Source organism: Roseobacter denitrificans OCh 114 (assembly GCF_000014045.1).
Lineage (GTDB): Bacteria > Pseudomonadota > Alphaproteobacteria > Rhodobacterales > Rhodobacteraceae > Roseobacter > Roseobacter denitrificans.
Genome location: NC_008209.1, coordinates 3,500,884 through 3,520,557, shown reverse-complemented (window position 1 = coordinate 3,520,557; position 19,674 = coordinate 3,500,884). Strand labels below are relative to the sequence as shown.

Sequence of the window (19,674 nt, the reverse complement as noted above, 5' to 3'; positions counted from 1 at the left end):
ATCGCTTGAAGGTGTCCGCGCGCGGCACACCTCTGCCTGCTGGGCGGGGCGCAAGTGTCATCGGGCATGTGCGAGGGTCGATCATTTGACACGCAGACGCACCCGAAACGCGGCCGGTTCTGATGAAAGCAAAAGGGACGCCATCGCTTGGAAAACAGGGTGCCACATTCGGGGGACAAATGGCCGCATCTTTGTGGGCCCGGACGGCAGGTTGCACCGGGGTTTTACCCTAGAAGTGCCCGCCTGTTGCAGCTAAGGCTTGCGCCAGTCGGTGAGCGATTCAAGAACCATTCGGAGATGTTATGCCACCCCGTCCCAACATTCGACATGTCGTCTTTTTCAGCGCCAAGGATAAGGCGGATTTACCTCGTATTATCGACGGGTTATCGCTGTTGGCGGATATCCCGCACTCGGAGGTTTTCGAGGTGCGCCAGAACACTCGTGATGACGCACTGTCGGGCGAAGTCGACGTTGTCGTCTATGCGGAGTTTGCGAGCAATGAGGATTTGACGGCCTACAAGGCACATCCACTCTACCTCAAGGCCATCGACATCGTGCGGCCCCTGCGTGATCTGCGCATCGCGGCGGATTTCTGAACTTGGCCAGCCGTGCTGCCCCACGACAGGTGATTTTTGACAATGGCCCGCTCGCGGGGGCCAGCGCATTTGTCGATCCTATTCAAACGATCCGCGCGGATGCGCCCGAAGACGTGGCCGCAGCCTTTGCCGCGATGGAGCAGGCAAGGGCGCAAGGTCATTGGCTGGCGGGATATGCCAGTTATGAGCTCGGCTATGTGTTTTCGCATAAACTGAGCGATCTGATGCCGGACAACCGAACCGTGCCGCTGCTGTGTTTCGGTGTTTTTGAGGCGCCATCCCAGGCCCAGTTTGATCACCCGCAGGTGCCCGCGCGCCTGCGGGATCTGGAACCTGTATGGGATGAAGCACAATACAACACCGCCTTTTGCGCGGTTCAGGATTTCATCTCGGCCGGTGATGTTTATCAGGCCAATCTCACCTTTCCGCTGACCGCCCGATATGACGCGCCGCCGATCGCGCTTTACCGGGATCTGTGTGCCAAACAACCGGTGCCGCATGGCGCTTTCGTTGATTTGGGGGGGCCTGTGCTGTTGTCCCGCTCACCTGAATTGTTTTTTACCATCGACGACAGTGGCCATTTTGAAACCAAGCCGATGAAGGGAACCGCCGCACGCGGAGCCACCCCGCAAGCGGACAGCCGGCAAAGGGCATGGCTGCGGGGCTCTGAAAAGAATCAGGCGGAAAATCTGATGATTGTCGATCTGCTGCGCAATGATGTGAGCAAACTGGCCAAGGTGGGCAGCGTCAAGGTGCCGGACCTGTTCAAGGTTGAAACCTATGCCACCCTGCACCAGATGACGTCACGCGTCACTGCGCAGATTTTACCCGGTACCACGCTGCATGATATATTCGAGGCCTTGTTTCCCTGCGGCTCGATCACCGGCGCGCCAAAGATCAGGGCGATGCAGATCATCCGCGCGCTTGAGAACGGGGCGCGGGGTGCCTATTGCGGCTCGATCGGCTGGATTGCCCCCAATGGTGCGATGGAATTTAACGTCGCCATCAGGACAGTCATCTGTAACGAGGACGGAACGGCCACGCTCAACGTCGGGGGCGGGGTCGTCCATGACAGCAGCGTGGGTGACGAATACGCGGAAGCGATCCTGAAATCCCGCTATGCTGTCTGACGGCTGCATCGTGATTGAACCGCGCATCCGGCGCAAGGCGGCCTGTTATCAGCGGCTTAGAGCGTCTGATGAAGCACCTGAAACATCAGGTATCACGTAACGCGTTGCAATCCTTGATTTCAGGCAGCGTTACGTGATCGCGGTTTTTCGCATGGCGCTTCAGTGTGTGCTGCCTGACCTTTGTGACAGGGGCATCGCTCAGGTCATACGCTGCAAGGTGCCATCGCGTTTGATAAAATGATGCCAGCCGACCGCCATCGCGATATGGCCCAGAACGAGCAGGCCGAGGATCCAGCCCAGTTCCCCATGCCATTCGGCCATTGCATCCATCCACGCGATTTCAGTCTCACGCGCGGCAAAGATTTCAACGCCCAGATAGCTGAAGCCTCGGGTGCTGCCTGCCGCGGCAATCAGGCGGAGTGTGGGAACAATCACCATAAGCGCATAGATCGCCAGATGCCCCACACGTGCCATGCGCCCGATCAGGCCTGAGCCATGTGCAGGGCGGCGGTGCATGTTGATCAGCCCCCAGAGACCGCGCAACAGCACGAGCAGAAACAGCGTGGTGCCGATAGGTGCGTGATAGGCCCAGAAAAATTCGCGTATGGGGTCTTCGCGGGGCAGGGCCCAGCGGGTCGCCGAGGTGACAAATTGCATCGCGAAGAGCAGGGCCATGCCCCAATGGAGGCTCCGGGAAATGAGGCTGTACCGTTCAGGGGTGTCGAAAAATCGTGGCATTCTGGCTCCTCTGTTTCGAATTAGGTGTGTCGTTGGTGGCGCGGGGTCGCGTGATACGCGCGCGCTTGGTTGTGGCTCAAGATCCGCCGCATAGCGAAAACCGATGTGGCGATGGCCTCGTTCAGGGCCGTGTAATCCGGTGGTTCGTGTGGCGATGCGGAAACAGCCCCCGCACAAAAGCAGGTTGGCGCAAGCCGCCATCATCTGATGAATTTTCGCGCTGATGATGGTTCTTTTCTCATTAAGACCCAACTCGCGAGATGCCGCCGGGAAAACGTCGGCTTTGTAATTGTTCCTTGCCTCCTTTCCTTCTTGCACTGTGTGTTTTGCATGGCCAGTCGGCGTCATGCGGGTTTGTTAAACGGGTAGCGCGCGGTGGGCTTGCGACCACCGAGCACTGTCTCGTCGGACGGCGTCGCGCGGGTCGGCGCGTCGTTTCAATCCAGCGCGGATGCTGGGCGCAGGGTGCCTGTGCAGTCGCCAAAGCCGATCCGGTATCCGTCGCCTTTGGCGGCACCGCGCAGGGTCAGCGTGTCTCCGTCTTCCAGAAACGTGCGGGTCTCGCCCGTGTCCAGCGTCAGCGGTTCCTTACCCGCCCAGCTCAGTTCCAGCAGGCTGCCGCGGTTTTCCTTTTCAGGGCCGGAAATCGTGCCGGAACCGAGCAGATCGCCAACCCGCATCGGGCAGCCGCTGGTGGTGTGGTGGGTCAGTTGCTGGGCTGCGGAGTAATACATCACGTTGTAATTCGTGCGCGACAGGATGGTTTCCGATTTGCCTTCTGGGGCGAGGCCCACTTCGAGGTCGATATCATAGAGCATCGGGCCCGTTTCTGCGAGGTATGGCAGCAGTTCCTTTTCGCGCGGCGGGGTCGAGGCGCGGAAGGGCTCAAGTGCGGCTTTGGTCACGATCCACGGGCTGATGGTGGTCGCGGTTGCCTTGGCCTGAAACGGGCCAAGCGGCTGGTATTCCCAGGCCTGAATGTCGCGCGCGGACCAGTCGTTGAGAAGAACGTAGCCGAAGATCATGTCGTCGGCCTCTTGCACGCTGACGCGACCTTTCGAGGGCTTGCCAACAATCGCGCCCATCTCAAGTTCCAGATCGAAGCGCTTGGACGCCTCGAACACCGGCATCTCCGCGTCCGGTGCTTTCAACTGTCCGTTGGGGCGGGTGATGTCCGTGCCGCTGACCACGACCGACGATGCGCGACCGTTATACCCGATCGGGATATGCAACCAGTTGGGCGGCAGGGCATTGGCCGGATCGCGGAACAGCGATCCGACGTTGAACGCATGGTGACGTCCCGCATAGAAGTCGGTGAATTCCGTCACGATGAAGGGCATCTCGAGCTTGGCATCGGCCATGGCAACCAAATGTGGCTCAAGGTCCGATTGCTGCGCCGCACCTTCTGCCAGAGCGGCCGTCAGGTGCGCACGGAAACTGGCCCAGACATCCGAACCCAGTGCCATGAAGTCATTCCATGTGCCACGGGCAAAAACGCCGGTTTCGGGCAGGTCAAGCAGACCGGCCTGTACAAGGGCGGTTACATCGAGGATGCGCGCGCCAATCGCGACACCTGCATGCAGGTCGCTGTCACCGACACGGAAAGCCCCATAGGGCAGGTTGTTGAGCGGGAAGTCGGTGTCGGGCGCATTGGCGCTTTCGACCCAAGAGCGGAGAAGTTGTGTCATCGTTTGTCCTTCAGGTGGCGTCTGGCTGGTTTTCGGGGCGTGCGGCATCGAAAGCCGGCAGTTTCAGGGCCTGTTCTTCGATCTCAAGCAGGCGGGCAAAGGGCGTCATGTCCACGCCCCAGCGGTGTGCGTTATAAAGCTGCGCAACAAGGCAGATGTCGCAAAGCAGCGGCGTGTCCGAGAAGCTGTAGGCGGGGCCATCGGGCAGCAGCGCCTGATAGGCGTGGAAACCTTGCGTCATCCAGTGGCGCATCCATTCGATGCCTTGATCGGCGCTCGCCCCGTGTTCGGATTTCAGGCGGTTCATGACCTTCAGGTTGTTCACGGGGTGAATGTCGAGCGCGATGATCTGCGCCGCCGCCTGCACCTTGGCCCGAAGCAGGGGATCGCTTGGCAGCAGGGCGGGGTCAGGCACGACGTGATCCAGATAGTCGAGGATCGCGAGCGATTGCGTCAGCGCGGTGCCGTCCTCCAGCACCAGTGTGGGCACCCCTTGGACCGGGTTCAACGCCACGTAATCCGGTCTGCGCTGATCGCCCGCCACAAGGTCCACCGGGACTGTCCGATAAGACAGCCCCTTGAGGTTCAGCGCCACCCGCACCCGGTAGGATGTGGTGGATCGCCAATAGGAATAGAGCGTCAGCATGGCGCTTACTTCTTGCCCGGCGTGCCGTCGAATTTCTTTTCGATGTCCGCCCAGCAATTGATGTAATCGTCCTGCAGCGGCGCTTCCTTGCCCGCGAACTGGGTCAGTTGCTGGGGGAAGCGGGTCTCGAACATGAAGGACATGGTGTTGTGCAGCTTGTCCGGGCCGAGGTTGGCGTTGGAAGCTTTCTCAAAGGCTTCGCGGTCAGGGCCATGGGGCAGCATCATGTTGTGGAGGCTGATCCCGCCGGGCACAAAACCCTGCGGTTTGGCGTCATACTCGCCATAGATATTGCCCATCAGCTCGGACATGATATTCTTGTGATACCAAGGCGGGCGGAAGGTATCCTCCATCACCATCCAGCGCTCGCGGAAGAGCACAAAGTCGATATTCGCCGTGCCGGGTTGACCAGAAGGTGCGGTGAGAACCGTGAAAATCGACGGGTCGGGGTGGTCAAACAGGATCGCACCGACTGGGCAATAATTGCGCAGATCGTATTTGTAGGGCGCGTAGTTGCCGTGCCAGGCCACCACGTCGAGCGGGCTTTGCCCGATCTTGGTCTGGTGAAACTGCCCACACCACTTGACCGTGACGGTTGAGGGCACTTCGCGGTCCTCAAAGGCGGCAACCGGTGCCTTGAAATCGCGCGGGTTGGCCATGCAGTTGGCACCGATGGGGCCGCGGCCCGGCAGTTCGAACTTCTGGCCGTAGTTTTCACAGACAAAGCCGCGCGCAGGCCCGTCCAGCAATTCCACACGGTAAACCAGACCACGCGGGATGATCGCGATTTCCTTGGGTTCAAGGTCGATGATCCCCAATTCGGTCGCGAAACGCAGGCGGCCTTCCTGGGGCAAGACAAGCATCTCGCTGTCCGCAGAGAAGAAATAGGCGTCCTGCATGGATTGGGTCACGAGATAAACGTGGGAGGCCATGCCCACCTGTGTGTTCACATCACCCGCCGTCGTCATGGTGCGCATGCCCGTCAGCCATGTCAGTGGCTCATCCGTATGCGGGATCGGATCCCAGCGGTATTGGCCCAGTGACGTCACATCCGGATGGATGTCGGGCGCAGAGCGGAAATGCGGCAGGTCAATCCTCTCATAGCGGTGGGAGTGCTTGACCGACGGGCGGATGCGATAACACCACGTGCGCTCGGGGCGCACATCGGTAAAGGCGGTGCCGGAAAGCTGCTCGCCATATAGCCCATAATTGCATTTTTGCGGGCTGTTCATGCCCTGAGGCAAGGCGCCGGGCAGGGCTTCGGTCTCGAAATCATTGCCAAATCCGGGCATGTAGCCAGGATTCGTCAGCCCGCCATCAGCCTGGACAAGAGGCGCGATATCTAGGTCTTTCATGGCATGTCTCCTCACGTTTTATGTGGTCGGCACCGATGCGAGTGACGGTGCGTTTAAACCGGCTTTGACGGGTGGGTCAAATTCGTTTCACTTGCAACGATTACCATTCCGTGCCAGAATGAGTCAAGATCATTTCATATGCAACGAAATCGAAGGTGGCGGATTTACATGACCTCAAGTGATTTCAACCTGTCTGAATTCCTGCCTTACAAACTGTCGGTGCTGTCATCGCGCGTCTCCAAGATGCTCTCGAAGGTCTATGGCGCGGAATACGGGCTTTCGACGCCGGAGTGGCGGGTACTGGTCCATGTTGCGCGGCGCGAAAAGATGTCTGTTCGCGAAATTCACGACAGTGTCTATCTGGACAAACCGAGCGTCAGCCGTGCGGTAACCAAGCTGGAAAAGGCGGGGCTTTTGGTAAAAACCACCTGCGATGCCGATCACCGCCTTGTCGAGATCGAAGTGACTGAGGCCGGGCTGGATGTGTTCAACGGGATCGTGCCAGCGGCCCTGTCGTTTGAAGAGGCGCTGATGAGCGCATTTTCAGATGCCGAGCGGGATCAGCTGAACACGCTGATGGAGCGCCTGCATGATGTTCTGGACGGGCAGCCGGGCGCGACGCGCCGGCCGCAGGTGGACGATGAAGCCTCAAAGACACTGCGCAATGGTGCCGATAAGCCGCGCGCGCGTGCCTCCAGTGACCCAGCAGGGCACTAAGAAAAACGAAAAGATTGAAGGCACTGGCAAAACAGCCGTTGTCACCGGTGCGATTGCGTCGCAAGGAAACATCAGTGGTGCGTCGGCCCTTGGAAAGCGCTGGAAAGCAACCGGGCGCGGTGTGGTCTGAGGCACGGAAGCCCCTGATCCAAGCGCAAGGCGGCATCAGGGCCTAAATGTCAGCGCCGGAGGCAAAGTGCCGACCTATGGCGTCTGCGGCTTCGGTGAGCCGCTCAAGATATGCGTCGGCGACCTCCTCAACGCTGTTTCTCTCGGCCAGCCAGACCAGACTGAGCGCCCCGATGGCGCGCCCGTCAGCACGCATGGCCACGCTGATCGCATTTGGAATGCCGCCATAATCCACTGCGCGGCCCCAATATCCGTATTCGCGCGTGGCATATCCCTTTGTCCTGATCTCCCTTAATTTGTCTGGCAGGCGCAAGGCGGCCTCTCGGTCTTTGCCCTTGGTGTTCACAGCCAGTTTGGCGGCGACCTCAGCCCTTTCATCCGCGCCAAGTGCTGCCAGAAACGCGCATCCCAAAGCCGAGCGAAACGGCGATGGCCGGTAGCCGATACAGTCGGGAAAGATACCATGTTCGGAGAATTTTCGGGTTGTGTCGACGATTTCGACGCGCCCGTTTCCGATTGCTGCTGCAAGATCCACACCGACACCGGTTTCTTCGGACAAATGGACAATTTCCGAACTGCCCGCCTCGACCAGAGCGTCGAGCGCGGCCGGCGCAGCGCCAAGGCGCGGAAATCGCGACCCGATCCTGTATCGGCTGTCGCTTCGGCTTTGCGTGAGCCACCTTTGGTTGACCGGAGTGGCACAGATTCTCATGATCGTGGGCTTCGGCAGTCCGGTTTGTTCGGCCAAAAAAGCCAGTGACGTCACGCCGCTACCGGAAACGACTTCGAGTATTTTCATGCTGCGCTCGACAGAGCGGTTCAACTTGGTCATCGCATTCCACCTGGTGAAACGCATGTTCGACCGGATCGGCTTTTCTATCTAGATATTTGTTTCAGAGGCGGGGCGGCGCGGGGGAAAAAGCGCTGCAACCGCCCACTGAGGAGGAGGGGAGCAATGCACAACATCGTGTCAAAATCAGTTGCTGGATTGAACCTGGCGTTATCCGCGCTGGTGATCGTAGTTGTGTTTTACGTGTCTGTGTTCGGCGTTTTCAGTGAATCCTACCTCCGGGTCGGGATGCTGCTGGTCGGCGGTCTGCTGATTCTGCTGGCGCAGATCGAGCGCAGCAACAGCCCGTTGGGCAGGGTGTTGGCGCTTGTTACGGCGGGTTTCCTCGGCCTCGCGGTCTATCAGTATTTTCGCGCCGCCGCAGAAATCGAGACCGGTCTTTATTTTCTGACCTCGGCGGATATCTGGCTTGGGACGCTGGGATTGATCGCCGTGATCGAACTGACGCGGCGGTCCGTGGGCATGGTCATGGCGGGCGTTGCGGCTTTCGTACTGCTTTATGGGGCCTTCGGGCAGTTTGCGCCGGGCTTCATGCGCCATGCGGGCATGACGTCCGAGGAATTGATTCAGGTCCTTTGGTATTCCTTTGACGGTGTATTCGGGCGCCCCATGGCCACGGTTGTTTCAACCATCCTGATCTTCATCATCTTCGGGGCCATTCTGGAATTTCTGACGATCGACAAGGTGCTGGTAAAGCTGGCACTGGCGGCCACGGGGCGGGTGCGGTCTGGCCCTGCGGCGGCGGCGACCATTGCAAGCGGGCTGTTCGGCACGATCTCCGGCAGTGCGGTGGCCAATGTCGTCGGCACCGGGGTCATCACGATCCCGCTGATCAAGAAGCGCGGTTTCAAGGCGCATTTCGCAGGGGCCGTGGAGGCCGCGGCTTCAAGCGGAGGGCAGATCACACCACCGATCATGGGGGCGGTTGCCTTTATCATGGCCGATGTGACTGGCGAGCCTTACCTGACGATCTGTGTCGCTGCCGCCGTGCCTGCGATCCTGTATTACACAGGGCTGTTCATGGCGACCTCAAGTGCCGCGCGGGATATGGACCTTGATATCTCCGACCAGCCCAAGATGAGTTTCGCATGGCGCGAAGTTGCGCAAATCATTGTTTTCATGCTGTCCCTGACGGCTATTGTCGTGGCCATGGTTGGGGGGTCTTCGCCGGCTTATGCGGGTTTTATCGGCGTGGCCTTTGCCGTCGTGTTCGGCTTTGCGCTTAAACCCAGCCTGCTGACGGACGCGCAATCCTGGCTCAGGTTCATCCGCTCCGCTGGCATGATCTCCGCGCAGTTGGTGGTGATCGTGGGTGCCGTGGGCATCATCATCGGCATTCTGAACCTCACCGGTGTCGGCCTGCGGTTTGCCTCTCTGGTGGCCAGCTATGCGGATGGGCAACTGGTGGTGTCGCTGCTGCTGATGGCTTTGGCCTGTCTGCTCCTGGGTATGGGCATGCCGACGGTGCCCGCCTATCTGATCATCGTGCTTGTGATGGGCCCTGCGTTGCAAAAGCTCGGCGTGCCGATCATTCACACACATATGTTCGTGCTGTATTTCGGTGTTTTGTCGGCGGTGACGCCACCTGTGGCGCTGGCCGCTTTTGCCGCGGCACCGATTGCCGGGGCAGGGGCGATGCGCACAGCGGTGGAAGCGTCCCGGCTGGCCTTGCCCGGTTTCGTGATCCCCTTCGCCTTCATCTACCAGCCTGCGATGTTGCTGGGCACGGGATACCCGTTGGCGGAGTCCGCGCAGTCGATCCTGTTCGTGGCCCTTGCCGTGCTGCACATCTCGCGCGCCTGTTACCCGGGCAAGGGCAAGGCGCGTTATGCGCCCATCGGTCTGGCGCTGGCCTTTGCACTCCTGTTCTTCGGACCGCTTGTTTCGTGGATTGCCGTCGCAGCGACCGCTGCGCTGTGGTCTGCGGTCCGGTTCGGAAACTTCCTGACACCTGAAAAGACCTGAATACTGAGGAGGAACGACCCATGACACATTCAATTTTGACCCGCCGGTCGCTGTTGGGCAGCGCAGCAGGCGCTGCCGCATTGGCCGCTCTGCCCCGCGCAGCTTTCGCCAAGGAATTGCTGCGCATGTCCACCCTTGGGCCGGGCACCAGCCCGAACCTCGTGATGACGACATTCGCCAATATCGTGAACGGCGCGCTGCCGGATTATGAAATCCAGCTGAACGCGACCGGTGCCGCCACGCGCCACGTTCTGGAGGTGGCCATGGGCCGCAGCGATTTCTGCATGTCCTCGCCGGTGATCCATGCGCTGATGCGCCGTCAGGCCGCCATGTACGAAAAGATCGAACAAGCCCCTGAACTGGTCAAGAACCTGCGCACCGTGCTGAACTTCCCGATGGGCGTCTATCACATCGCCGTTTACGGGGAGTCCGGCATCACCGCGATGGATCAGATCGCCGGCAAACGCGTCTTCCTCGGGCCGCCCGGTGGTGCCGCATTCACGACCATGCAGCGTCTGTTCAAAGCGGTTGCCGGCCTCGAAGCGGGCACGGATTACGAAGCTGTCACCCTCGGCTGGGACGCTGCTGCCGCTGCTTTCCAGGATGGGAATATCGACGTCTATTGCAACCCGACCAACGCGCCCAGCCCGGCGCTGACTCAGATCGCCGTTACCAACGAGATCCGCTTCCTCGGGATTCCCGCTGAGGCGCTGGAAAGCGAAGGGGTGCAGGCACTTGTGGGCCGCCCCGGTTTCAGGGCGGCAACACTGCCTGCGGGCATTTATGGTGACAACCAGCTTAACGAAGAGGATGTCACGACCCTCGGCGTGACCGTGGGCATCGTCACCAATCAGGACGCGGACGAGGAGATGATCTATCAGATGACCAAGGCCTTCTACGCCGGGGTCGAAGAAGCGGGCGATGGGTCGCCGTGGTTGCGGGCGATCACCCCCGAAGGTGCCGTGCAGGACATCAACCTCGCCCTGCACCCCGGTGCGCTGCGCGCCCTGAGCGAGATGGGTGTGGCCATCCCGGACGCCGCCAAAGGCTGACCGGTCTGGCCGGGGCGCATATCCCCGGCCATTCCCCCTTGTTTTCAATCATTTGCAGAACACGGATGCTCTTATGCCAAAAAACGTACTCTTCATCATGTGTGATCAACTGCGGTGGGATTACCTGTCCTGCGCGGGGCATCCGGGCCTTGAAACACCCCATATCGACGCGCTGGCAAAACGCGGCGTGCGCTTTGACCGGGCCTATGTGCAATCGCCCATCTGCGGTCCGTCGCGAATGTCCTTTTACACCGGGCGCTACGTCAGTTCGCATGGCTCGACATGGAACAGCATCCCGCTGAAGGTGGGTGAGATGACATTGGGCGATCATTTGCGCCCGCTGGGAGTGCGCACGGCTCTGTGCGGCAAGACGCATATGGCTGCCGATGCCGAAGGCATGAAGCGCCTTGGCCTTGCACCCGACAGCACCATCGGGGCCTTGGTGGCGGAATGCGGGTTTGAGCCCTATGAGCGCGATGACGGGCTGCATCCAAGCACGTCCTACGGCAAGCGCAACAAGAACTACGATCAATTCATGAAGGAACTCGGCTGGGAGGATGAAAACCCCTGGGACAGCGTGGCCAACAGCGGTGAGGACGCCGATGGCAATATCCTCAGCGGCTGGTTCCTCGATAACTCTGACCTCAAAGCGCGCGCCGCCGATGAGGAAAGCGAAACGCCCTATATCACCCGCCGCGCGATGGATTTCATCGAGGAGGCGGGCGATACCCCTTGGTGCCTGCATCTGAGCTACATCAAACCGCACTGGCCTTATATCGTGCCCGCGCCCTACCACGACATGTACCCGCCCGAAACACATTCCCCCGTGCTGCGCCATGACGTGGAAAAGGACGACCCGCACCCGGTCTTTGGTGCTTTCATGGAAGAGCGCGTGTCCAAAGCCTTCACCAACCAGACCACCCGCACCAAGGTGATCGGTGCCTACATGGGCCTGATCAAGCAGATCGACGACCAGATGGGCGAATTGATGGCCTACCTTGATGCCAAGGGCCTGCGGGATGACACGTTGATCGTCTTCACCTCGGATCACGGCGACTATCTGGGCGATCACTGGCTGGGCGAAAAGGAGCTGTTTCACGACCCATCGGCGCGCATACCGCTGATTGTGGTGGACCCCAGCCGCGAAGCTGATGCGACGCGCGGCACGGTTTCGGATGCGTTGGTCGAAGCCATCGACGTGGTGCCCACCATTCTCGACTATTTCGGCGGACAAGAGGTGCCGCATATCATCGAGGGCAAGTCCCTGCGCCCCTTGTTGCACGGCCAACAGGAAGCGCTGCGCGATTTTGTGGTGTCTGAATATGATTATTCCATGCGTCAGGTCCGCCGTCGTCTTGGCGTCAGCGTCGCGGATGCCAAACTGACGATGCTGTTTGACGGGCGCTGGAAATACGTCTTTGCCGAAGGGTTTCGCCCGATGCTCTTTGATCTGGAAACCGACCCGGATGAATTTCACGACCTCGGCGGTGATCCCGCCTACGCAACCGAATGCGACCGCCTTCAGGCGTTGTTCTTTCAGTGGACCCGCCGTATCAGCCAGCGCACGACCATTTCGGATGCCGAAATCGAAAGACGTGGCGTCGATCTGAACGAGGCGAGGGCGGGTATCATCATCGGTTTTCCAACAGAAGCCGACCTTGAGGCCGCGCTTGAGGCGGATAAAAAGCCGCCGTCCTGAACCCGCCATCTAGCAGTAAAGGGCAGGCTGCCATTGCCCTGTCTACTATCCACGATCCACCTGGAAGGACACGCCCATTTGTCGGACGGTATCAGTGAAAAAATGAAAAAGGCGGGTGCAGCGATCAGGGCGCCTGCTAGACTGCCAGATGAATGGGCCCGTGCCGCGATGCCAAAGCGTCTTGGACCGGCGAAAAGAGACATGTCGCTGGGTAAGCGCCTGAAAGAAATCTCGAAGTGAGGACATACTGTGACCCAATACAAGACCGATTTTGAATGGACACGCCAGCAGTTCGATCTGCCGGAGGGGATGATCTATCTCAACGGTAACTCTCTCGGCCCTATGCCGCGTGCGTCCGTGCCAGCCATGACCCGCTTTCTGAACGACGAATGGCGCACCGAATTGATCAAGGGGTGGAACACAAAGAACTGGTTCATGCAGACCAACACACTGGGCGACCGTATCGGACGTCTGATCGGGGCCCCCGCGGGCTCCACCTTGGTGAGCGATACGTTGTCCATCAAGGTTTTTCAGGCCGTCGCGGCGGGTATGGCGATGGTGCCGGACCGCAAGGTGATCCTGTCGGACAACGGAAATTTCCCGACGGACCTCTACATGGTCGAGGGGCTGATGAAGCTGAAAGACGCAGGCTATGAGATGCGCAAGCCCGATCCCGAAGACGTCATGGACCAAATTACCGAAGACGTCGGCGTGGTGATGCTCACTGAGGTCGATTACCGCACGGGCCGGCGCCACGACATGAAGGCGATCATCGACAAGGCCCATGCGCTGGGCGCGGTGGTGGTCTGGGATCTTGCGCATTCCGCCGGTGCGGTGCCTGTCGATGTGGGTGGCTGTGACGTGGATTTCGCGGTGGGCTGCACCTATAAATATCTGAACGGTGGGCCCGGCGCGCCCGCGTTCATCCATGTGGCACCCCGTCTGCTCGACACGGTCGAGCCGTTCCTGTCGGGCTGGTATGGGCATGAAGCCCCCTTTGCCTTTGACACCGCATTCCGCCCAATGCCGGGCAAGATCGAGCGGATGCGGATCGGCACGCCGTCGATTGCGTCTTTCGCGCTTTTGTCGGTGGCGCTCGACATCTGGGACAAGGTCGATATGGACGATTTGCAGACGCGTTCGGCAGAACTCTGCGGGCTGTTCATCCGCGAGATCGAGGCGCGTTGCCCCGGTTTGGACCTGATCACGCCGCGTGATCCAAAGCAGCGTGGCAGCCATGTCTCCTTTGCGTTTGAGCACGGCTATGCCTGTATGCAGGCGCTGATCGCTGATAATGTGATCGGTGATTTCCGCGCGCCCAACGTCATGCGGTTCGGGATAACGCCGTTGTTTGTGAGTGAAGATGATATCATCGCCGCCGTCGACAAGCTGGAAAAAATCCTCAAGCAAGAGCGCTGGAAAGATCCGCAGTTCCAGAAGCGTTCGCTTGTGACCTGATCGCAGGTAAAGCCCTGTGTGTCATATGTGGGCTGTGAAAAACCGGTCAGCGCGCAGCGCACAACCGCAGTTCTTTAGCCGCGCGCAATCTGTGCCCAGCGGGCAGCGTCCCTGCACCAGCGCGGTGGGGCCCACAGCAACCATCCGGCGCGGTCTGAGGCGTGTGCGCGCACGATTGGAACCCATGGGTTGCTATGTTGTTACCGGGGCACGGCGGCGCGCGATCGCGGATATGACGCTCATCGCGGCAAGGGCGGAACTGCGCGGGTTGTCGGGCAGGGCCGTGCCTTCGATCCGGAAGCTGAAGCGGCCGAATGCGCCGGATGCCTCTATTTCGTGAATGTTGGCAGTGACATCAGGGTCGGCGATCAGCGTCACACGTGTTCGCTCGAACCCCAGCCCTGCAATGGCCACGGCGGCCGCAACATTCGCATTCTTGGGATATTGCCGTGCCGCCTGCCGTGCTGTGCCCTCGAAATGGGCCGCGGCTGTTGTCAGCATATCCAGATCGACCCGTTCCTGCGCCGCAGAACCACGCCAGCCCGCAGGTGGTTTGCGCCCTGTGTAGCGCACCGCGCTCAACCCGCCGACCCGGGCAGCCTGCAGACAATCGAGCGCACCGATGGCCCCGCTTGCCAGATGCAATTGCGCGCCGCCGGTTAGTGCTGCTTGCCGCAGGCTCTGTTCAACGTGTTGATCCGCCAGCGCGCCGAGTGAGACCGTGACCAGATCAATGCCTCGTTTCAGGATGGCGGCGCCGTGTTCGATCAGGGCTGCATGCCCCGCGCAATCCACCATCAAATCCAAGCCGGGAGGCAGGTCGCACACGTGGAACACGCGGGTCATGCCCGTGTCCTGCGCCCCGATCAGGCGCTGAGGCCGCACCAGAGAAACAACCGGCGCGCGCCCGTCCCGGTCGAGTTGGTCCATCACGTAGCGGCCAATGGCACCTTCGCCGATAATACCGATCTTCATGCTGGCCTCCCCTGTTTCATTCTCAGTAGCGGAAAACACCGGCGCTTTGGTACTGTTTTCTCACACATTATTTTTGACCGCCGAGCATGGCATATGCTTGATTTTTCTCTTTTCTCGCAGGGGCACGCTCTGCCGGACCTATCGGGGACGCGCGATGGAACAGGCAGAACGAGACACCTGCGCATGTGTGATACAACACCGCGTCCGGGCGGCGCGCGCTGCGGTGCAGCGGATGTCGGTGTTGACTCAACCTGTCGTAAAGTGCAAAATTTTACACATGGTGGAATAAAATACGATTTGGCCTCGGTGCCAGATCGGTTCCATGGGGGAATGAATGGCGCTCACGGCGGAAAAGATGGCGATGGAGGCGAGCCTGTCGGTGCGCGCTGCATGGCTGCATTACGTCGGCGGGCTGACGCAGGCGATGGTGGCCAAACGTCTTGGTGTGCCATCGGTCAAGGCGCATCGCCTGATTGCGCGGGCGGTTCAGGATGGGCTGGTCAAGGTCTCGATCGAAGGGGACATCGCGGAATGCATCGCACTGGAAAGCGCGATTGCGTCGCGATACGGGTTGAGGACCTGCGAAATCGCGCCTGACCTTGGGGAGCCGGGTTTGCCGCTGCGCACGCTCAGTCAGGCGGGCGCGTCGTTCATCAAACGGGAAATCGACAATGGCGATCATGCCTGCATCGGTATCGGCCATGGCCGCACGCTGGCCGCATCGGTGGATCAGATGGGCCGCTGCGACGGCAGCAAGGTCAAATTCGTCTCGCTGCTGGGCGGGTTGACGCGCAATTACTCGGCCACGCCGCATGATGTGATGGCGCGGCTGACCGCCAAGACAGGTGCGGCGGCCTATGTGATGCCGGTGCCCTTCTTTGCCAATTCGGTCGAGGACCGCGAGGTGCTGTTGAACCAGCGTGGTGTGTCCAAAGTGTTCGAACTGGCGGCCAATTCCGAGCTTAAGATCGTCGGCATCGGTACGACGGAAACGAGCGCCTCACTGGTGTCATCGGGTATGATCGAAGCGCTGGAAATCAAGGATGTGGTCGCCAAGGGCGGCGTTGGTGAGCTGCTGGGGCAGTTCTTTGATGCCGAGGGGCGCACGATCCGCACGGCGCTGACGGAACGTACAATGTCGGCAGGGCTGAATGGCTCTGAGGGCAAGGAGATTGTCGCCATCGCAGGCGGCAAGGAGAAGGTCGGCGCGATCCGATCTGTTTTGATGAACGGTTGCCTGAGCGGCCTCATCACCGATGAGCGCACGGCACGCGCGCTTTTGCAAGACTGATACGAGTTTGAAACCTAGGGAGGAAATCTAATGTACGATAAAGAAAACAAGCTGATAGACAGCTTTACGGCTGGCAGGATGAGCCGGCGGGAACTGTTCCGGGGCCTCGGCGCGCTCGGCCTGTCCACATCCGCCGCAGCGGTGCTGGTCAATGCATCCGCCACGCGCGCACTGGCGCAGAACGGCTTTGACTGGAAAAAGCACGAAGGCACCACAGTGCGCCTGCTGCTCAACCAGCACCCCTATACGGATGCGATGATCGCCAACCTTGAGAACTTCAAGGAACTGACCGGCATGAACGTTGAATATGACGTCTTCCCCGAAGATGTATATTTCGACAAAGTGACTGCCGCCCTGTCGTCAGGCTCCAGCGAATATGATGCCTTCATGACCGGGGCCTACATGACATGGACCTATGGTCCTGCGGGCTGGGTCGAGGATCTGAACGAATGGATCATGGACGACACCAAGACGAACCCGGATTACATGTGGGAAGATGTGCTCGAAGGTGTGCGCAAGTCCTGTGCATGGAGTGGTGTGCCCGGTGCGCCCATCGGGTCTGAGGATGCCAAACAATGGTGCATCCCGCTGGCCTATGAGCAGAACAACCTGACCTACAACAAGCGGATCTTCGACGCCAACAACCTGTCCGTTCCCACCAACATCGACGAGTTGCTGGACACGGCGGCGGCGGCCAAATCCGTCATGGAAGGCGGTTATGGCATCGGTGTGCGCGGCTCACGCAGCTGGGCGACGATCCACCCCGGGTTCCTGTCGGGATACACCAACTTTGATCAGGTCGATCTGACCGTTGGCGATGACGGCATGTTGTCAGCGGCCATGAACACGGACGTATCCAAGGAATACCACAGCAAATGGGTCAAGATGATCCAGGATTCCGGCGCGCCTGACTGGTCCACGCACACATGGTATCAGGTCGGCACGGATGTGGGGGCTGGCAAGTCTGCGATGATGTTTGACGCGGACATCCTCGGCTACTTCATGAACGGTGGCGAAAATGCAGAAGCGGGCAACCTTGCCTTCTCCGGCTTTGCGGCCAATCCTGACGCAGCCGCGCCGACGCCAAACATCTGGATCTGGTCGATGGCCATGTCGCGGGCCTCGCAGAACAAGGATGCCACATGGTACTTCCTGCAGTGGGTCACGGGCCCTGAGCATGACCTTTTCGGTGCGCGCGAGATGGACCTCGTGAACCCGGCGCGTGCTTCGGTCTGGGCGGATGAGATCTTCCGGGATAAACTGTCATCGAAATATTCGGGATACGTCGAAATGCATGATGCATCGGCACCCGGGGCATCGATCAAGTTCACCCCGCAGCCGCTGTTCTTTGACCTTACAACCGAGTGGGCAGAGACGCTTCAGAAGATGGTCGCCAATGAGGTGCCTGTGGATGAGGGGCTGGATATGTTGGCCGAATCCGTCAACACCCAGCTTGCTGAGGCTGGCCTGCACTAAGCCGGCCTTGACAAACGGGTCCGCCAGCCCTGTGCAGGCGGGCCCCACTGTTTCACATACGCACAATGTGAAGTGCTTGCTCCGAAAGCGCTCGGAGATACAGGAGACGATTGTTCATGTCAGACGCAACGATAGGCGCCCCGCCCCGCAGGCGATTTAAAGTCAGCAGACGGATGCTGCCCTATGTGCTCAGCCTGCCTGCCCTGCTGGTCTGTATCGGCATTCTGATCCCGTTTTTCACGGCCGTGCTGTATTCGTTGCAGCGCTATCGTCTGTCGCAACCCTGGGCGCGGGAGTATAACTGGGGCCAGAACTACCTGAATTTCCTGTCGGATGCGTCGTTCTGGAACACGCTGAAAGTCTCGCTCACCTATGCGTTCTGCGCGGTGGGGATCGAACTGCTGCTCGGCTTGGGGATTGCCCTATTGCTGCAAAAGCGGACACGGTTCAACAATTTCGTGTCGATCATGCTGCTTATGCCGTTGATGACGGCCCCGGCGCTGGCGGCGCTGATGTGGAAGCTGATGACGAACCCGGGCTTTGGCATTCTGTCCTATTTTGCAAATTCGCTGGGCTTTACCGATTTCAACTGGGCGTCCGATCCGCAGACCGCAATGCTGACGGTCGTGATTGTCGATGTCTGGGTCTACACACCCTTTATCATGATCCTGCTGCTGGCCGGGCTGCGCTCTTTGCCGCAACAACCCTTTGAGGCCGCCGCATTGGACGGTGTGCCGCGATGGTTCGTGTTTTACCGCATCACCCTGCCGATGCTGACGCCCTTCCTGCTGACGGCTGTGCTGTTCCGCATGATCGAGAGCATTCAGCAGTTCGACATCATCTACGCGATGACCCAAGGGGGACCGGGCGATGCCCTGACGGTGTTCCAGGTCGAAGCCTATCTGAACTTCTTCCAATCGACGAATGTGGGGCGTTCTGCGGCGCTGATGATGATCCTCTGGGCCATCACCTACTTCCTGTCGAACATCTTTATCAAAAACTGGTTGCGCCTGCGTGAGCGGCAGCGCGGTGAAAGCTAGGGGCAAGGCCATGAATACCACCTCTCCACTTGAGACTGTCCTGCGCGGCATCGCGATCACCCTTGTGATCCTGTTCTTCATGTTCCCGATCTTCTGGATCATCCTGATGTCGTTCCAGACCAATGCAACGATCCTGCAGGTGCCACCTTCGGTGTTCTTTGAACCGACATTGCAGAATTACCGCGGGCTGATCACCGGCCAGCTTGTGACGGATACCAGCTCCCTTGAAATCAGGTTCATGGGCAATCTGTTCAACTCGCTGTTCTTGTCGACAGCCTCTGTCGCGGTCGGTCTGATCCTCGGTGTGCCTGCCGCCTATGCCTTTGCGCGGCTGAAATTCCGCGGTTCCGAAGACATCGCCTTTACGCTTTTGTCCTTTCGCTTCGCGCCGCCCTTGCTGGTCCTGTTGCCACTGACAATTTATTTTCAGCAGATTGGTTTGGCCAATACCTACGGCGGGCTGATCTGGGTCTATCAGTTGATCGTGCTGCCCCTCATCCTGTGGATCGTGCGGGGTTATTTCGAGGATATTCCAGCAGATATCGAATATGCCTATCGCATTGCAGGCCACCGCTGGTGGACGACATTCCGCAAGATCGCGCTGCCTCTGGCGGGGCCGGGGATCGCGGCGGCGGCGTTGCTGGCGTTTATCTTTGCCTGGAACAACTTTATCTTTGCGCTGGTGCTTGCCTCGGCGGACAAACAACCGGTCACGGTTGGCGCGCTCGCCTTCATCACCGCCTCCGGCGTGCAATACGGGCAGATCGCGGCGGGCATCATCCTGTCGATTGCGCCGACTTTTGCGCTCGCGCTTTATGCACAACGCTACCTTGTCGAAGGCCTCAGCCTTGGCGCGGTGAAAGGATAGA

Annotated in this window: 17 protein-coding genes; 11 read left to right on the top strand and 6 right to left on the bottom strand. The window is 59.7% G+C overall.

Going from position 1 to position 19,674, the window contains the following annotated elements:
- Window positions 1-302: 302 nt before the first annotated feature.
- Together RD1_RS16815 and RD1_RS16810 are read left to right on the top strand one after the other, a co-directional pair.
- Window positions 303-596 carry a Dabb family protein gene (locus tag RD1_RS16815; protein ID WP_011569745.1) on the top strand — a complete coding sequence of 98 codons (294 nt, stop codon included), beginning with the start codon at window positions 303-305 and terminating at the stop codon, window positions 594-596.
- Window positions 597-598: 2 nt separating this feature from the next.
- On the top strand, window positions 599-1,726 hold the full coding sequence (locus RD1_RS16810; protein WP_044033231.1) for an aminodeoxychorismate synthase component I: 1,128 nt from the start codon (window positions 599-601) through the stop codon (window positions 1,724-1,726).
- Between the two features lie 198 nt (window positions 1,727-1,924).
- On the opposite strand, the gene RD1_RS16805 is transcribed toward RD1_RS16810, so the two are convergent.
- From RD1_RS16805 to hmgA, 4 genes are all read right to left on the bottom strand, one after another.
- Window positions 1,925-2,464, bottom strand: coding sequence for a cytochrome b (locus tag RD1_RS16805; protein WP_011569741.1), 540 nt, complete (start codon window positions 2,462-2,464; stop codon window positions 1,925-1,927).
- Window positions 2,465-2,901: 437 nt separating this feature from the next.
- Window positions 2,902-4,152: a fumarylacetoacetase gene (gene fahA / locus RD1_RS16800; RefSeq protein WP_011569740.1), complete on the bottom strand. Its 1,251-nt coding sequence runs from the start codon at window positions 4,150-4,152 to the stop codon at window positions 2,902-2,904.
- Between the two features lie 10 nt (window positions 4,153-4,162).
- Window positions 4,163-4,798, bottom strand: a complete 636-nt coding sequence (maiA, locus tag RD1_RS16795; RefSeq protein WP_011569739.1) for a maleylacetoacetate isomerase — start codon at window positions 4,796-4,798, stop codon at window positions 4,163-4,165.
- A gap of 5 nt (window positions 4,799-4,803) precedes the next feature.
- Window positions 4,804-6,153, bottom strand: coding sequence for a homogentisate 1,2-dioxygenase (hmgA, locus tag RD1_RS16790; RefSeq protein WP_011569738.1), 1,350 nt, complete (start codon window positions 6,151-6,153; stop codon window positions 4,804-4,806).
- 168 nt (window positions 6,154-6,321) lie between these two features.
- Between hmgA and RD1_RS16785 the strand changes: the two genes are divergently transcribed.
- A complete protein-coding gene (locus RD1_RS16785; RefSeq protein ID WP_011569737.1) occupies window positions 6,322-6,870 on the top strand; it encodes a MarR family winged helix-turn-helix transcriptional regulator in 549 nt (182 codons plus the stop codon).
- A 172-nt stretch (window positions 6,871-7,042) separates the two neighbouring features.
- Here the strand turns inward: RD1_RS16785 and RD1_RS16780 are convergent, their stop codons facing one another.
- On the bottom strand, window positions 7,043-7,831 hold the full coding sequence (locus RD1_RS16780) for an IclR family transcriptional regulator (RefSeq protein WP_011569736.1): 789 nt from the start codon (window positions 7,829-7,831) through the stop codon (window positions 7,043-7,045).
- 123 nt (window positions 7,832-7,954) lie between these two features.
- Between RD1_RS16780 and RD1_RS16775 the strand changes: the two genes are divergently transcribed.
- The 4 genes from RD1_RS16775 to kynU all read left to right on the top strand — a co-directional run bounded on the left by RD1_RS16775 (window position 7,955) and on the right by kynU (window position 14,023).
- Window positions 7,955-9,814 carry a TRAP transporter permease gene (locus RD1_RS16775; protein ID WP_011569735.1) on the top strand — a complete coding sequence of 620 codons (1,860 nt, stop codon included), beginning with the start codon at window positions 7,955-7,957 and terminating at the stop codon, window positions 9,812-9,814.
- Window positions 9,815-9,834: 20 nt separating this feature from the next.
- Complete coding sequence (locus RD1_RS16770) at window positions 9,835-10,866, top strand: TAXI family TRAP transporter solute-binding subunit (RefSeq protein ID WP_011569734.1); 1,032 nt, start codon at window positions 9,835-9,837, stop codon at window positions 10,864-10,866.
- A 73-nt stretch (window positions 10,867-10,939) separates the two neighbouring features.
- Window positions 10,940-12,565, top strand: a complete 1,626-nt coding sequence (locus RD1_RS16765) for an alkaline phosphatase family protein (protein WP_011569733.1) — start codon at window positions 10,940-10,942, stop codon at window positions 12,563-12,565.
- A gap of 249 nt (window positions 12,566-12,814) precedes the next feature.
- On the top strand, window positions 12,815-14,023 hold the full coding sequence (kynU, locus tag RD1_RS16760) for a kynureninase (protein ID WP_011569732.1): 1,209 nt from the start codon (window positions 12,815-12,817) through the stop codon (window positions 14,021-14,023).
- Between the two features lie 192 nt (window positions 14,024-14,215).
- Here the strand turns inward: kynU and RD1_RS16755 are convergent, their stop codons facing one another.
- On the bottom strand, window positions 14,216-14,998 hold the full coding sequence (locus RD1_RS16755; protein ID WP_011569731.1) for an aspartate dehydrogenase: 783 nt from the start codon (window positions 14,996-14,998) through the stop codon (window positions 14,216-14,218).
- Between the two features lie 334 nt (window positions 14,999-15,332).
- Between RD1_RS16755 and RD1_RS16750 the strand changes: the two genes are divergently transcribed.
- From RD1_RS16750 to RD1_RS16735, 4 genes are all read left to right on the top strand, one after another.
- Window positions 15,333-16,289, top strand: coding sequence for a sugar-binding transcriptional regulator (locus RD1_RS16750; protein WP_011569730.1), 957 nt, complete (start codon window positions 15,333-15,335; stop codon window positions 16,287-16,289).
- 30 nt (window positions 16,290-16,319) lie between these two features.
- A complete protein-coding gene (locus tag RD1_RS16745; protein WP_011569729.1) occupies window positions 16,320-17,765 on the top strand; it encodes an ABC transporter substrate-binding protein in 1,446 nt (481 codons plus the stop codon).
- A 116-nt stretch (window positions 17,766-17,881) separates the two neighbouring features.
- Window positions 17,882-18,805, top strand: a complete 924-nt coding sequence (locus RD1_RS16740) for a carbohydrate ABC transporter permease (protein WP_011569728.1) — start codon at window positions 17,882-17,884, stop codon at window positions 18,803-18,805.
- A gap of 10 nt (window positions 18,806-18,815) precedes the next feature.
- The gene (locus RD1_RS16735) at window positions 18,816-19,673 is read left to right on the top strand and encodes a carbohydrate ABC transporter permease (RefSeq protein WP_011569727.1); all 858 of its coding nucleotides are present in this window, start codon (window positions 18,816-18,818) and stop codon (window positions 19,671-19,673) included.
- Window position 19,674 lies beyond the last annotated feature (1 nt).

Coding starts and splice junctions, on each gene's coding strand:
- RD1_RS16815 (WP_011569745.1), top strand. CDS start 303: ATGCCACCCCGTCCCAACATTCGACATGTCGTCTTTTTCAGCGCCAAG.
- RD1_RS16805 (WP_011569741.1), bottom strand. CDS start 2,464: ATGCCACGATTTTTCGACACCCCTGAACGGTACAGCCTCATTTCCCGG.
- fahA (WP_011569740.1), bottom strand. CDS start 4,152: ATGACACAACTTCTCCGCTCTTGGGTCGAAAGCGCCAATGCGCCCGAC.
- maiA (WP_011569739.1), bottom strand. CDS start 4,798: ATGCTGACGCTCTATTCCTATTGGCGATCCACCACATCCTACCGGGTG.
- hmgA (WP_011569738.1), bottom strand. CDS start 6,153: ATGAAAGACCTAGATATCGCGCCTCTTGTCCAGGCTGATGGCGGGCTG.
- RD1_RS16785 (WP_011569737.1), top strand. CDS start 6,322: ATGACCTCAAGTGATTTCAACCTGTCTGAATTCCTGCCTTACAAACTG.
- RD1_RS16780 (WP_011569736.1), bottom strand. CDS start 7,831: ATGACCAAGTTGAACCGCTCTGTCGAGCGCAGCATGAAAATACTCGAA.
- RD1_RS16775 (WP_011569735.1), top strand. CDS start 7,955: ATGCACAACATCGTGTCAAAATCAGTTGCTGGATTGAACCTGGCGTTA.
- RD1_RS16770 (WP_011569734.1), top strand. CDS start 9,835: ATGACACATTCAATTTTGACCCGCCGGTCGCTGTTGGGCAGCGCAGCA.
- RD1_RS16765 (WP_011569733.1), top strand. CDS start 10,940: ATGCCAAAAAACGTACTCTTCATCATGTGTGATCAACTGCGGTGGGAT.
- RD1_RS16755 (WP_011569731.1), bottom strand. CDS start 14,998: ATGAAGATCGGTATTATCGGCGAAGGTGCCATTGGCCGCTACGTGATG.
- RD1_RS16750 (WP_011569730.1), top strand. CDS start 15,333: ATGGCGCTCACGGCGGAAAAGATGGCGATGGAGGCGAGCCTGTCGGTG.
- RD1_RS16745 (WP_011569729.1), top strand. CDS start 16,320: ATGTACGATAAAGAAAACAAGCTGATAGACAGCTTTACGGCTGGCAGG.
- RD1_RS16740 (WP_011569728.1), top strand. CDS start 17,882: ATGTCAGACGCAACGATAGGCGCCCCGCCCCGCAGGCGATTTAAAGTC.
- RD1_RS16735 (WP_011569727.1), top strand. CDS start 18,816: ATGAATACCACCTCTCCACTTGAGACTGTCCTGCGCGGCATCGCGATC.